Annotated in this window: 12 protein-coding genes; 5 read left to right on the top strand and 7 right to left on the bottom strand. The window is 43.8% G+C overall.

Going from position 1 to position 12,627, the window contains the following annotated elements; translation table 11 throughout:
* Window positions 1-42: 42 nt before the first annotated feature.
* Both AB4133_RS04205 and nagA read right to left on the bottom strand, forming a co-directional pair.
* A complete protein-coding gene (locus AB4133_RS04205; RefSeq protein ID WP_017062194.1) occupies window positions 43-1,257 on the bottom strand; it encodes an ROK family protein in 1,215 nt (404 codons plus the stop codon).
* Between the two features lie 2 nt (window positions 1,258-1,259).
* A complete protein-coding gene (nagA, locus tag AB4133_RS04200) occupies window positions 1,260-2,396 on the bottom strand; it encodes an N-acetylglucosamine-6-phosphate deacetylase (RefSeq protein ID WP_372224007.1) in 1,137 nt (378 codons plus the stop codon).
* Window positions 2,397-2,871: 475 nt separating this feature from the next.
* On the opposite strand from nagA, the gene nagE reads away from it, so the two are divergent.
* Both nagE and glnS read left to right on the top strand, forming a co-directional pair.
* Window positions 2,872-4,422 (top strand): N-acetylglucosamine-specific PTS transporter subunit IIBC, encoded by a 1,551-nt coding sequence (gene nagE / locus AB4133_RS04195; protein ID WP_032545860.1) that lies wholly within the window; start codon window positions 2,872-2,874, stop codon window positions 4,420-4,422.
* A gap of 299 nt (window positions 4,423-4,721) precedes the next feature.
* Window positions 4,722-6,389, top strand: a complete 1,668-nt coding sequence (gene glnS / locus AB4133_RS04190; RefSeq protein WP_372224006.1) for a glutamine--tRNA ligase — start codon at window positions 4,722-4,724, stop codon at window positions 6,387-6,389.
* Window positions 6,390-6,521: 132 nt separating this feature from the next.
* Here the strand turns inward: glnS and AB4133_RS04185 are convergent, their stop codons facing one another.
* Window positions 6,522-7,139 carry a prepilin-type N-terminal cleavage/methylation domain-containing protein gene (locus AB4133_RS04185; RefSeq protein ID WP_032547229.1) on the bottom strand — a complete coding sequence of 206 codons (618 nt, stop codon included), beginning with the start codon at window positions 7,137-7,139 and terminating at the stop codon, window positions 6,522-6,524.
* 57 nt (window positions 7,140-7,196) lie between these two features.
* Window positions 7,197-7,643, bottom strand: a complete 447-nt coding sequence (fcrX, locus tag AB4133_RS04180; RefSeq protein WP_017061956.1) for a ferric iron uptake transcriptional regulator FcrX — start codon at window positions 7,641-7,643, stop codon at window positions 7,197-7,199.
* A gap of 207 nt (window positions 7,644-7,850) precedes the next feature.
* On the opposite strand from fcrX, the gene AB4133_RS04175 reads away from it, so the two are divergent.
* A complete protein-coding gene (locus tag AB4133_RS04175; RefSeq protein ID WP_017061955.1) occupies window positions 7,851-8,357 on the top strand; it encodes a DUF4442 domain-containing protein in 507 nt (168 codons plus the stop codon).
* Between the two features lie 96 nt (window positions 8,358-8,453).
* On the opposite strand, the gene fldA is transcribed toward AB4133_RS04175, so the two are convergent.
* The 3 genes from fldA to AB4133_RS04160 form a co-directional block, all read right to left on the bottom strand.
* Window positions 8,454-8,987 carry a flavodoxin FldA gene (gene fldA / locus AB4133_RS04170; RefSeq protein ID WP_010436745.1) on the bottom strand — a complete coding sequence of 178 codons (534 nt, stop codon included), beginning with the start codon at window positions 8,985-8,987 and terminating at the stop codon, window positions 8,454-8,456.
* Window positions 8,988-9,045: 58 nt separating this feature from the next.
* Window positions 9,046-9,264: a DUF2788 domain-containing protein gene (locus tag AB4133_RS04165; protein ID WP_004737900.1), complete on the bottom strand. Its 219-nt coding sequence runs from the start codon at window positions 9,262-9,264 to the stop codon at window positions 9,046-9,048.
* 108 nt (window positions 9,265-9,372) lie between these two features.
* Entirely contained in the window at window positions 9,373-10,134 is a 762-nt protein-coding gene (locus AB4133_RS04160) for an alpha/beta fold hydrolase (RefSeq protein ID WP_017061954.1), read from the bottom strand.
* Between the two features lie 93 nt (window positions 10,135-10,227).
* Between AB4133_RS04160 and seqA the strand changes: the two genes are divergently transcribed.
* Together seqA and pgm are read left to right on the top strand one after the other, a co-directional pair.
* Window positions 10,228-10,767: a replication initiation negative regulator SeqA gene (seqA, locus tag AB4133_RS04155; protein WP_017061953.1), complete on the top strand. Its 540-nt coding sequence runs from the start codon at window positions 10,228-10,230 to the stop codon at window positions 10,765-10,767.
* Between the two features lie 92 nt (window positions 10,768-10,859).
* On the top strand, window positions 10,860-12,506 hold the full coding sequence (pgm, locus tag AB4133_RS04150; protein WP_017061952.1) for a phosphoglucomutase (alpha-D-glucose-1,6-bisphosphate-dependent): 1,647 nt from the start codon (window positions 10,860-10,862) through the stop codon (window positions 12,504-12,506).
* Window positions 12,507-12,627: the final 121 nt, after the last annotated feature.

Below are 12,627 nucleotides of genomic sequence, written 5' to 3'. Positions count from 1 at the left end.
GTTTATACAAACACGGCCCGCGGAAAATCAGAATTGTTTTCTCTAGTCTTCGAGAAGCTTCTGCAGTAACACGCCGTTAAGCATGGCGCGCTTAATCATAGCAAAAGCTCCCATCGTAGGATGTTTATCGATCTGTGATGCTACAATAGGCAGGCCGCTATGGAAAGTCGTTAACGACTGATTCTCTACATTGCGCTTAATTGCAGGAAAAACAATCTCTTGTGCCTTGGTAATATCACCAGCAATGATAACTTTTTGAGGGTTAAATAAGTTAATCGTCATCGCGATAGCCTTACCTAACTGGTTTCCTACTCGAACTAAGCTTTGCTTGGCTAGCTCATCACCATTAATCGCGTGGTCACAAACGTCTTGAATCGTAATATGCTCAAGCTCTGTTAAAGAAGACTCATAGCCTTGTTTAATCAGCTTCTGCACGCGTTCAACGATAGCTGGGTTTGCCGCTACTGTTTCAAGACAGCCGAAGTTACCACATTGGCATTGCTCGCCTAGCGGATCAATTTGGATATGACCAATTTCACCCACATTACGGTTATGACCTAGGAAAACCTGACCATTAACGATAATACCTGCACCTGTACCACGGTGAACACTGACCAAAATAGAATCTTGGCTATCTTTACTTGCACCGAAGTAGTGCTCAGCAAGCGCCATTCCACGAACATCGTTACCAACAAAACAAGCAACATGGAATGTATCGCGAATAATGTCGCTTAATGCGAGGTTATCGATGTCGGTATTCGGCATGTACTCAACAACACCGGTCGTTGGGTTAACCAAGCCTGGAAGCGTGACACCAATAGCAATCAGTTGATCGATCTTTGGTTGATGCTCAGCAATGAAAGCTTTGAGGTTATTGACCAAGCCTTGGGTAAGGTCTGATTGGTCTGAATAATTCAGGTCTTGCTGTTGGAAAGCCAATTCACGACCACCAAGGTCATGCAGGCTTATTTGAATGTAGTCTCGACCCAAACGCACAGCAACAGAATGAAAAGGCTCTACTTCTGTGGTTAGGGAGATAGCGCGTCTACCGCCAGTAGACGCTTGCTGCGCAACCTCTTTAATTAGGCCGCGCTCTAAAAGTTGGCGGGTAATTTTTGTAACACTTGCCGGTGCGAGTTGGCTTACATCAGCCACTTGTATACGACTGATAGGCCCCTGTTGGTCTATAAGTCGGTATACCGCCGCACTGTTTAGTTGTTTAACTAAGTCTACGTTACCTATTTGTCCGCCATTCATACTTAATTGTGCTCGTATTGTCCGTTAACAACAGTCGCTTTAACGTTAAAGTCTCGGTCAAATACAGCTAGGTTTGCAACCATGCCTTTTTTGATTCGACCTAGCTTGCTTTCTACACCGATAGCCGTAGCTGGGTATAGCGTAGCCATGCGAAGAGCTTCGTCTAAAGCGATACCAGCGTGCTCAACTGTATTCTGAACTGCTTCAATCATAGTCAGAGCTGAGCCGCCCAGTGTGCCGTTTTCATCAACACACTTACCATCACGGTAATATACTTTCTTACCGACAAAAATAAAGTATTCCATGTCAGCACCTGCAGGAGCTGTGGCATCCGTCACTAATACCAACTTTTCTCCCTTGATTTTATGCGCAATTCTGATGTTTGCGTAATCAACGTGGAAGCCGTCGGCAATAATGCCAGCGTAAACCTCAGGAGTATCGTAAATCGCGCCAACAACGCCAGGCTCACGACCAACCATCGGCGTCATTGCATTGAACAGGTGAGTGGCGAACGTGATACCAGATTCGAAACCTTGACGCGCTTCTGCGTAAGTTGCGTTGGTGTGGCCGATAGAAACGACAACGCCAGCTTTGTGCAGGCGTTCGATGTGTTCAGGGTCGTTAAGCTCTGGAGCCAATGTTACTTTTGCAACAAGGTCACGGTTCTCACAGATAAGCTCAATCATTTCGTTGTCAGATTTACGAATGTGATCGACGCTATGGATGCCTTTTTTCGCAACGTTCAGGTAAGGACCTTCAAGGTGCAGACCTAAAGATTGGTTTTGGTATTGGTTATGGTATTCACGAGCTGCCGTAATAACCGCACGCATATCTTCGTCTGAAGAGGTGATAAGCGTTGGCAGGAAGCTAGTACAGCCAGATTTCAGGTTTGCTTTGTGCATGATCTGCATGGTTTCTGCAGTGATCTCATCGTTAAGCATTACACCGCCACAACCATTCAGTTGTAGGTCAATGAACCCCGGGCTTAGGTTTGCTCCGTCTAGGTCGCGAACCTCGATTCCTTCTGGCAATTCGGAGATAGGATAGACTTTTTTGATCAGTTCGTTTTCGATTACAACAGCATGATCGGTTAGAACATCACTACCAGTGTAAATTTTACAGTTACTTAGCGCGTACATAGTCAGCTAATCCTTATTTCGTGAGATCTTTTAAATTCGTTCGTTACCTAAATGCGGACTTAGTTTGCGAGCATCATTTACGTAACGATTTATCTTTTATGGGCAAACGGCTTCAAAATGAGAAGCGATTTAAGTTGTTGAAAAACATATGAACAATTGATTTTTATTATACATTTAGGTCCATCAATAATGATTATTCACGGTGCTCTATAAGCCCGGAGTTACCATCTTTTTGCCTAATGATTAGATTTGGATTTTATCCATAAATGTTCATTTTTTTGAATGATAAAATAAGTTTTATGATCTCGCTAGCAAAAACCTCTGGATTTGGTAAAAACTGGTGATTAGGATCACAAATGGTAAGGTTTTAATTTGCGGAGCAAAATTAATTGAATACACTGAATAGGACTAAATTGAGCGACTAAAATAAGTTTCTCAAACGAATTCTAAAAAATCCTATAGGGGGAAACAACTGGTGAATATTCTAGGATATGCGCAGAAGCTTGGTAAGGCGTTAATGCTACCAATCGCAACGCTTCCGATTGCGGCATTGCTGCTACGTCTGGGTCAACCAGACTTACTCGATATCGCATTCATGGCATCTGCTGGTAACGCAATCTTCAGTCAACTACCATTATTGTTTGGTTTGGGTATAGCTATTGGTCTTTCTAAAGACGGTAACGGCGCAGCAGGTCTTGCTGGTGCAGTTGCTTACTTTGTTCTGACAGCAACCGCAACAAACATCGATGCTAGTGTAAATATGTCATTCTTCGGCGGTATCTTTGCAGGTATCATCGCAGGTCACTCTTACAATGCATTCCACGCGACTCGTCTTCCAGAGTGGCTAGCATTTTTCTCTGGCAAACGTCTAGTTCCTATTATGGCTGGTCTATTTGCTCTAGTTGCTGGCGCAATCTTTGGTGTTGTATGGCCTGCTGTTCAATCTGGTCTAGATGCACTTGCTCACGCAGTTTCAACGTCTGGCGCTATCGGTCAATTTGTTTACGGTACTCTTAACCGTGCACTTATCCCAGTAGGTCTACACCATGTACTGAACTCGTACTTCTGGTTCGGTATGGGCTCTTGTCAAGAGATCGTAGTTGCTGCAGAAGGCTTCTCTCAACTTTGTGTTGACCCTGCACTAGCTAAAACTTTAGTTGTTGGTCAAGAGTACACATTTGAATTTGCTAACTCAGTTAACCCAGAAATTGTTGCAACTGTTAAAGAAGTAACTGAAACAGTTAAATCTGGCGACCTACACCGTTTCTTCGGCGGCGATAAAGGCGCTGGCGTATTCATGAACGGTTTCTTCCCAGTAATGATGTTCGGTCTACCAGGTGCTGCACTTGCAATGTACCTAGCTGCTCCTGCTGAAAAACGTAGCCAAGTTGGTGGCGCACTATTCTCAGTTGCATTCTGTTCATTCCTAACAGGTATCACAGAGCCGCTAGAATTCATGTTCGTATTCCTAGCTCCTGCTCTATACGCAATGCACGCTGTATTTACAGGTTTGTCTCTAGTAGTTGCTAACATGTTTGGTACTCTGCACGGTTTCGGTTTCTCTGCTGGTCTTATCGACTTCGTATTGAACTGGGGTCTAGCAACTAAACCATTCGTACTACTACTAATCGGTCTTGGCTTCGGTGCTCTATACTTCTTCACTTTCTCTTTCGCAATCCGCGCTTTCAACTTGAAATCGCCAGGTCGTGAAGATGATGACGAAGCTGTTGCAGCTCCTGCTGGCGAAGCACCAAAGGGCGACCTTGCACGTCAATACCTGAAAGCTCTAGGTGGTCACGACAACCTAACTTCAATCGACGCTTGTATCACTCGTCTACGTCTAACTCTTAAAGACCGCTCTGTTGCAGATGAAGTTGTTCTTAAGAAACTTGGTGCTAAAGGTGTGGTTAAACTAGGTGAAAACAACCTACAGGTTATCCTAGGCCCACTAGCTGAAATCGTAGCTGGCGAAATGAAAGCTATTGGTGCAGGCGAAGACCTATCTGATGTAAAACTTCCACAGTAAGGGAAGTACTTAGTTAAGACGTAAAGTTACTCTTAAGTAAGTGTCAAATTGAAAGCCTCCCACATGGGAGGCTTTTTTGTGCCTGCAGTTTAAGACCAGCGAACACGGTTCGTTCTATTCTTCATCGAATAGCAGAAATAATCGCAATTAACGGACGGTTCTTATTGTGCAAAGGCTAAGAATTGTGGATGATTAGCAACAATGATCTTTCTATCTTTGACTGGCGCTATAAGCGACCGTTTTCTTGGGGACGAAAGATAACTTTCTCTGACAATACTAAATACATAGAGGTGCTATAGATGAGTGAAGCTGAGGCTCGTCCATCGAATTTCATTCGCCAAATTATTGATAAAGATTTAGCGGATGGTACACACAGTAGCGTGCATACTCGTTTCCCGCCGGAGCCAAATGGCTACCTGCACATTGGTCACGCTAAATCTATTTGCTTGAACTTTGGTATTGCTCAGGACTACCAGGGACAATGTAATCTTCGTTTCGATGATACAAACCCTGAAAAAGAAGACGTTGAATACGTTGAGTCAATTAAGAATGATGTAAGCTGGTTACGCTTCGAATGGTCTGGTGATATTTGTTACTCATCAAACTACTTCGATACGCTTTACGCTTATGCTGTGGAATTAATTAATAAAGGCTTAGCGTATGTTGACGAGCTAAGTCCTGATCAAATCCGTGAGTACCGTGGCACGCTAAAAGAGCCTGGTAAAGCGAGCCCATACCGTGACCGCAGCCCTGAAGAGAACCTAGCGTTGTTTGAAAAAATGCGTGACGGTGGCTTTGAAGAAGGTAAAGCGTGTCTACGTGCTAAGATCGACATGAGCTCTTCGTTCATGGTTATGCGCGATCCTGTTATCTACCGTGTTCGTTTTGCTCACCACCATCAAACGGCTGACAAGTGGTGCATTTACCCAATGTACGACTTTACTCACTGTATCTCTGATGCGCTGGAAGGTATTACGCACTCTATCTGTACGCTTGAATTCCAAGATAACCGTCGTTTGTACGATTGGGTTCTAGATAACATCACGATTGACTGCCAACCTCGTCAGTACGAGTTTAGCCGCCTGAATCTTGAATATACAGTGATGTCTAAGCGTAAGCTGAACCAACTTGTGGTTGAAAACCTAGTTCAAGGTTGGGATGACCCACGCATGCCTACTATTTCTGGCCTACGTCGTCGTGGTTTTACTTCAAGCTCGATTCGTGAATTCTGTAAGCGTATTGGTGTAACTAAGCAAGAGAACATGATTGAGTTCGGTTCACTTGAATCTTGCATCCGTGATGATCTGAACGAAAATGCACCTCGTGCAATGGCTGTTCTGGATCCAGTTAAGATCGTTATCGAAAACTACGAAGCAGATACAGTAGAAACGCTAACGGTTGCAAACCACCCGAACAAGCCAGAAATGGGTACTCGTGAAGTTCCATTTACACGCGAAGTTTGGATCGAACGTGACGACTTCCGTGAAGAAGCAAACAAAAAGTACAAGCGTTTGGTTCTAGGTAAAGAAGTTCGCCTGCGTGGTGCTTACGTGATCAAAGCTGAACGTATCGAAAAAGATGCAGAAGGCAACATTACGACTATCTTCTGTTCTTACGACAATGAAACATTGGGTAAGAACCCTGCAGATGGCCGCAAAGTGAAAGGCGTTATCCACTGGGTATCTGCTGATAAAGCACTGCCTGCTGAGATTCGTTTGTACGATCGTCTATTCACAGTGCCAAACCCAGCCGCTGCTGATGACTTCGCTGCAACGCTAAACCCTGAATCTCTTGTTACGCTAAATGGTTTTGTTGAACCTAGCTTAGCAGAAGGTGTGGCAGAGCAAGCGTACCAGTTTGAACGTACAGGTTACTTCTGTGTGGATTCGAAAGACTCTAAAGCAGATGCACTAGTCTTCAACCGCACGGTTGGTCTACGTGACACATGGGGTAAAACTGAAGCTTAATGCTTGAGTATTTAGTTTGTTAAAAACGACCCAATAAAAAACCGGCTTAGAGCCGGTTTTTTTGTGTCTTAAATTTGATTACCAAGGTGTTTCTAGTGACCAACTAGCGTTTTAAGCACTAGAGCCAGAGTTTTAGGGATTATTAGGGTCTTGTTGGGTTACTTCACCCGTGCGTGAGTTGTACCAGAAAACATAACCTGCATTACCAGGATCGCTGTCGAAATCGACTCCAGTGTAGATGAAGTAGCAAAGCGCGAGTTTGTTTTGAGGAGTACCGTCTTTGGCAACAAAACTATGGTTTTGACGGCGGGTAATAAAATCAAAATTGTTGGACTGGTTCGGGTCTGTAGTAGCGGTCAGGTCGGTTGTCATAATGGCATTCCATATTGACACACACCCTTGGTCACCTTGACCTATGTTGTAAGGCTGCCCCATAGGGTTGCCTTTATCGACGCCGAGTGGGTAGCCGACGTCATTTATGTCCAATTGAGCATTGCCGTCTCCGTCTTCCCCAAAACCTGGCATGTCATTCATTTCAGCGTTGCCGCCGCCGCTGACCAGCCATTTACTGTGAGCAAACGTGATCGCAGTTTGAAATTGAGATTGAGCAGCGTCAAACAGAGCGATACGGCCATCGGTTTGAATGTTAAGAAAACGGGGAAGGGCAACAATAGCAAGCACTGCAATAATCACTACAACAACCAACATCTCAATTAAAGTAAAAGCCTTAACTAGCGGGATTCTTTTCATGGATACTTTATGATGCCCTATATAAAAAACGCCGGCCTAAGCCAGCGTTCTGTATTACTACTTCGCTTTATGCGCGTCTGGATTGCCTTTGCAATCTCCGTTAATGCTTTTGCCGTACAAGTACAAACTGTGGTTTGTTAGTTGCACGTTGTAACGCTGAGCAATCTCTTTCTGTCTTTCTTCGATGATGTCATCAGAGAATTCGATCACTTCGCCACAATCTAAACATACAAGGTGGTCGTGGTGGTGCTGTGTAGAAAGTTCAAATACAGACTTGCCGCCTTCGAAGTGGTGACGAGTTACAATGCCAGCGTCATCGAATTGGTTAAGTACTCGATAAACGGTTGCAAGACCGATTTCTTCACCTAGGTCGATCAGCTTCTTATATAAATCTTCAGCACTAATATGTTGGCAGTCTGGCTGTTGTAATACTTCTAAAATTTTGAGCCGTGGAAGGGTCACTTTAAGACCTGCATCTTTTAGCGCTTGATTATTGTCTGACATATACTTTCCTGTTGATGATCTGCAGCAATTAACAGAATTCAATATTAATACCATTATAGTTTAGTCAGGCATAACAATAAACCACGAACTTCAAAGGGTTACTTACTGACATCACAATCTGTTTTGTAAATTGGAAGTATCTCACTTATAGTGGAGGTACGACCAGTCAAGGTGACGGTGTTTCTGATATGAACATGGAATGTTGTTATGAATAAGCAACTCGCAAAAATATATAAACCCAACATTGTAAAATTTGCTCTTAATATTTGGCCTCCCTTTTGGGGAGCGGGTATTCGAATAGCCCACATTAGCACTGACTTTAGGGTTGTTAAGACAGTACTTAAGCTACGCTGGTGGAATAAGAACGCCAATCGTACTCAATATGGCGGCAGTATCTTTTCTCTTACCGATCCCGTTTACTCATTGATGTTAATGGGAATTTTAGGTGAACGATATTATGTTTGGGATAAAGAAGCGAGCATTAACTTCATCAAGCCGGGGCAATCGGACTTGTATGCAGATTTTGAGATAAGGCAAGGGCAGCTTGACGATATCTATCGTCAGACGCAACTCGGTGAAAAGTGCTTCCCCGAATTTATTATTCACGTGAAAGATAAGCAGGGTAATGTGGTTTCAGAAATTCAACGCACCCTCTATGTAAGAAAGAAGCCGCAATTTAGAGATGATGATGAAGCATTAGAGGCTGAGTGCTAATTAATAGATTTTAAATAGCAAAAAACCTCCTATAAGGAGGTTTTTTCATATCTACATAATGGTTATTAACTGTAACAATTAACAACCACTAGAGAATTAGTCTTCTAGCTCTGCTAGGCACATCTCTTCGTGGATTTGTTTAACCCAGTTAGATACGCGCTCATCAGTTAGCTCAGGTTGACGGTCTTCATCGATACATAGACCAACGAATTGGCTGTCATCGCCTTCAACTAAACCTTTCGATGCTTCGAATTCGTAGCCTTCAGTTGATGTGTGACCTAGGATAGTACCGCCTTTCGCTTCAACGATGTCACGGATAGTACCCATAGCATCACAGAAGTATTCTGCGTAATCTTCTTGGTCGCCACAACCAAAGATAGCAACAAGCTTAGTTGAGAAATCAATAGCTTCTAGCTCTGGGAAAAAGTCATCCCAATCACATTGTGCTTCGCCGTAGTACCACGTAGGGATACCAAGCAGCAGTAGATCGAAGTTATCGATATCTTCTTTGCTGCTTTTTGCAATGTCTTGAACGTGAACGAGCTGTTTGCTCAATTGCTTTTGAATCATCTTAGCAACAGCTTCAGTGTTACCTGTATCGCTACCAAAGAAGAGACCTACACTTGCCATAGAATCATTACCTTTCATTTTGTCTGTTGTCGGTGTAATAAAGTTCGGAAGAGAATCGTTAGATCCCAGTTCCTTCCCAGCTTAGTTGGATTATCCCTTTGGCGATAAAACCCGCACAGCCAAGGAAAAGTACTAACCATACGATGCGACGACCAAATGGAGGAACATTTCCCTGCTTGAGAACGTCCTTAATTGCCATACCGATTAAAAAGAAAATCGCGGCAAACAGGAGATCTAAACCAACAGATTCGATGATGTTCATGTAGTCGTAAAGCATGGGAACCTTATATACCAATTTTGCTTGGGCGCACTATATCACTGTTGTGAGATAAAGTTAATCTGCAGTAATTACACAGCTCTCATTTATCTGCACGAAAAAGCGCAGTTAAGCGATGAATTTTCTAATTGCTCTAAGTACTTCTGCTGGTTTTTCAGCATGCAGCCAGTGACCTGTGTTGGCAATGACATGCGCTTTTGCGTTAGAAAATTGCTGCTGAACGGCTGCTTGATGTTCTGCGGTGAGGTAATCTGAATCCCCACCTTTAATGAGCAAGGTTTTGACCGAGGTTTTCTCGATCGGTTCCCAACCAATAATATGTGGGTAGTTGCTCAATAACGAAGCAACATTGAAGCGCCATTCCATGATGCCTTGCTCTGTTTTGAACAAAGATTTGGTTAAAAACTGGCGAACGCCATCGATCTCGATATGTTTTGCGAGAACCTTGAGTGCATCTGAGCGTGAAGTCGGCTCTTCTTCTATCACGGCTTGCAGGCCTGCGAATACGTTGTCGTGGCGACTCTGAGTGTACGCGACCGGAGCCATATCCAAGACAATCAATTTATGCAGCGCAAGATGTTGTGTCAGTGCCATCGCTACTTTGCCACCCATCGAGTGACCAATCACAGTGACGTCTTCTGACTTAAGATCATGCAGCAGTTGAGCCACGTCTTGTGCCATCGCTTGATAGTTATGAGTGTCACTATGGAAGGATTGACCGTGGTTGCGGAGATCGATACTAAGTACCTGATGATCGGCTTTTAGATCCCTAGCGAGCAAGCCAAGGTTGTCCAGATTACCGAATAATCCATGGATCAAAACAATGGTGTGACCCTCACCTTCAATTTTATAGTTGAGCTGTACTGACATTTTTATCTTATTCATGGTGGGTTTGACGTAGAGTATCCGCGCGGATCTCGCTATAATCCCCCAGAGTTTAAACATTGAGATTGTGAAAAGCGAATGAAAACAATTGAGGTTGATGAGGACCTATACCGTTTTATTGCGGGTCAGACAGAACGTATTGGCGAAAGCGCTTCAGATATTCTGCGCCGCTTGTTACAGGTTGATAGCCAAGGCATGGCTCCGATCGAAGAGATCGTTGAGCCAAAAGGTATCGTTGTTAGCAAAGAGGTAGGCTTTACTCCAGAGAAGTTCGATGGCGTTAAAGAAATGCGCTCACTACTAATATCAGATGAGTTTGCATCACTAAAGAAAGCCATTGATCGTTTCATGCTTGTGTTATCAACACTGCATAAAATCGACCCTTTAAGCTTTTCAGAAGCAACTCAAGTAAAAGGCCGTAAGCGCGTTTACTTTGCAGATAACGAAGCGACGTTGCTAGCAAACGGCAACACGACTAAGCCTAAAGCTATTCCACAAAGTCCTTTTTGGGTTATTACTAATAACAATACAAGCCGAAAAAGACAGATGGTTGAGCAGCTTATGAGCCGCATGAATTTCCAAGCAGAATTGATAGAAAAAGTAACAGGTTCAATTTAACGAAATCTGATTTAAACCTCATAATATCCATGGATAAGAAGATATTATGAGGTTTTTTTGTTTTAAAATTTTATATATAAGGATGTCGAAAAATGGCTATGCACCCTCGTGCTGGGCAGAAAGCTCAGCAGGAAGATCTTCATAATATCCCGGCTTTAGTTGCTAACTATTTCTTACAGCAACCGGATGCTACGAACCCAGATCATAAAGTACTTTTCGGTACTTCAGGTCACCGCGGTACAGCAGACAAATCAACATTTAACGAAAACCACATTCTAGCAATTGCACAAGCGGTTGCTGAAGTTCGTGCCGAGCAAGGTACAACTGGCCCTCTTTTCTTAGGTAAAGATACTCACGCTCTATCTGAGCCTGCGTTCTCTACGGTTATCGAAGTGCTTGTAGCGAACGGTGTTGAAGTTATTATTCAAGAAAACAACGGCTTTACTCCAACACCTGGTATCTCGCACGCGATTCTTACGCACAACCTAGTGAATGACAAAAAAGCCGACGGCATTGTTATCACGCCTTCACATAACCCACCTCAAGACGGCGGTATTAAATACAACCCGACACACGGTGGCCCAGCTGAAGCTGAACTGACTCAAGCGATTGAAGACCGTGCGAACGTGATCATTGCTGAGCAAATGCAAGGTGTTAAGCGTACGCCTATCGCACAGGCTAAACAGTCTGAGCTAGTAAAAGAAGTTGACCTAGTCGCGCCATACGTCGCTGATTTGGTTAACGTCGTGGATATGGAAGCGATCCAGAAAGCAAACATCAAGATTGGTGTTGATCCACTGGGTGGCAGCGGTATTGATTACTGGCGTCAAATTGGTAAAGCGTACAATCTAGATCTTACTCTGGTAAGTGAAGCGGTTGACCCTTCATTCCAATTCATGTCTCTAGATAAAGATGGCGTAGTTCGTATGGACTGTTCTTCTCCATACGCAATGGCAGGCTTACTGGCGCTTAAAGACGAGTACGCTCTAGCATTTGGTAACGACCCAGATTACGATCGCCACGGTATCGTGACACCTAAAGGTTTGATGAATCCAAACCACTTCTTAGCGGTTTGTATTGATTACCTATACCGTAACCGTGAAGGTTGGGGTAAAGACGTTGCTGTTGGTAAGACACTAGTATCAAGTGCATTAATCGATCGCGTAGTTTCTGACTTAGGTCGCGAACTTTGTGAAGTGCCAGTTGGTTTCAAATGGTTCGTTGATGGCTTATACAACGGCCAGTTTGGTTTTGGTGGCGAAGAGAGCGCAGGTGCTTCTTTCCTACGTAAAGACGGTACGCCTTGGTCAACAGATAAAGACGGCCTGATTCTTTGCTTGCTTGCGGCTGAGATCACAGCAGTGACAGGTAAGAACCCACAAGAATACTACGAAGAACTTGCCGCTAAACACGGTGAATCTAAGTACAACCGTATTCAAGCGGTAGCAAATGGTGCACAGAAAGACGTGCTGAAGAAACTATCTCCAGAGATGGTTTCTGCTGAGACGTTGGCTGGTGATGCAATTACTGCACGCTTAACACACGCTCCAGGTAACGGTGCTGCGATTGGTGGCTTGAAAGTGACAACTGAGAACGGCTGGTTTGCTGCGCGTCCATCAGGCACTGAAGACATCTACAAGATCTACTGTGAAAGCTTTAAGGGTGAAGAGCACCTGAAAGCAATCGAAGCAGAAGCTCAAGAGATTGTTAACCAAGTATTTGCAGCCGCTGGCCTATAATCGAATCTCGATTACTAGAGTTGCTAAGTAAATAGAAGAAGGGTTGATGTGAAAGCATCAACCCTTTTTGTTTGTGTTAGTTACGTATAAGCGGGAAAAGGTAACTGAGTTAGCTCAGACG

It is taken from the genome of Vibrio sp. 10N.286.52.F8, assembly GCF_041468745.1.
GTDB lineage: Bacteria > Pseudomonadota > Gammaproteobacteria > Enterobacterales > Vibrionaceae > Vibrio > Vibrio crassostreae_C.
The sequence above is the reverse complement of the archived record's forward strand: the minus strand, read 5'-3'. Positions and strand labels throughout refer to the sequence as shown.

Excerpts from the sequence above, each read along its gene's own strand:
- AB4133_RS04205 (WP_017062194.1), bottom strand. The coding sequence starts at position 1,257 with ATGAATGGCGGACAAATAGGTAACGTAGACTTAGTTAAACAACTAAAC.
- AB4133_RS04165 (WP_004737900.1), bottom strand. The coding sequence starts at position 9,264 with ATGCTTTACGACTACATGAACATCATCGAATCTGTTGGTTTAGATCTC.
- AB4133_RS04185 (WP_032547229.1), bottom strand. The coding sequence starts at position 7,139 with ATGAAAAGAATCCCGCTAGTTAAGGCTTTTACTTTAATTGAGATGTTG.
- fldA (WP_010436745.1), bottom strand. The coding sequence starts at position 8,987 with ATGGCAAGTGTAGGTCTCTTCTTTGGTAGCGATACAGGTAACACTGAA.
- nagA (WP_372224007.1), bottom strand. The coding sequence starts at position 2,396 with ATGTACGCGCTAAGTAACTGTAAAATTTACACTGGTAGTGATGTTCTA.
- glnS (WP_372224006.1), top strand. The coding sequence starts at position 4,722 with ATGAGTGAAGCTGAGGCTCGTCCATCGAATTTCATTCGCCAAATTATT.
- AB4133_RS04175 (WP_017061955.1), top strand. The coding sequence starts at position 7,851 with ATGAATAAGCAACTCGCAAAAATATATAAACCCAACATTGTAAAATTT.
- seqA (WP_017061953.1), top strand. The coding sequence starts at position 10,228 with ATGAAAACAATTGAGGTTGATGAGGACCTATACCGTTTTATTGCGGGT.
- fcrX (WP_017061956.1), bottom strand. The coding sequence starts at position 7,643 with ATGTCAGACAATAATCAAGCGCTAAAAGATGCAGGTCTTAAAGTGACC.
- pgm (WP_017061952.1), top strand. The coding sequence starts at position 10,860 with ATGGCTATGCACCCTCGTGCTGGGCAGAAAGCTCAGCAGGAAGATCTT.
- AB4133_RS04160 (WP_017061954.1), bottom strand. The coding sequence starts at position 10,134 with ATGTCAGTACAGCTCAACTATAAAATTGAAGGTGAGGGTCACACCATT.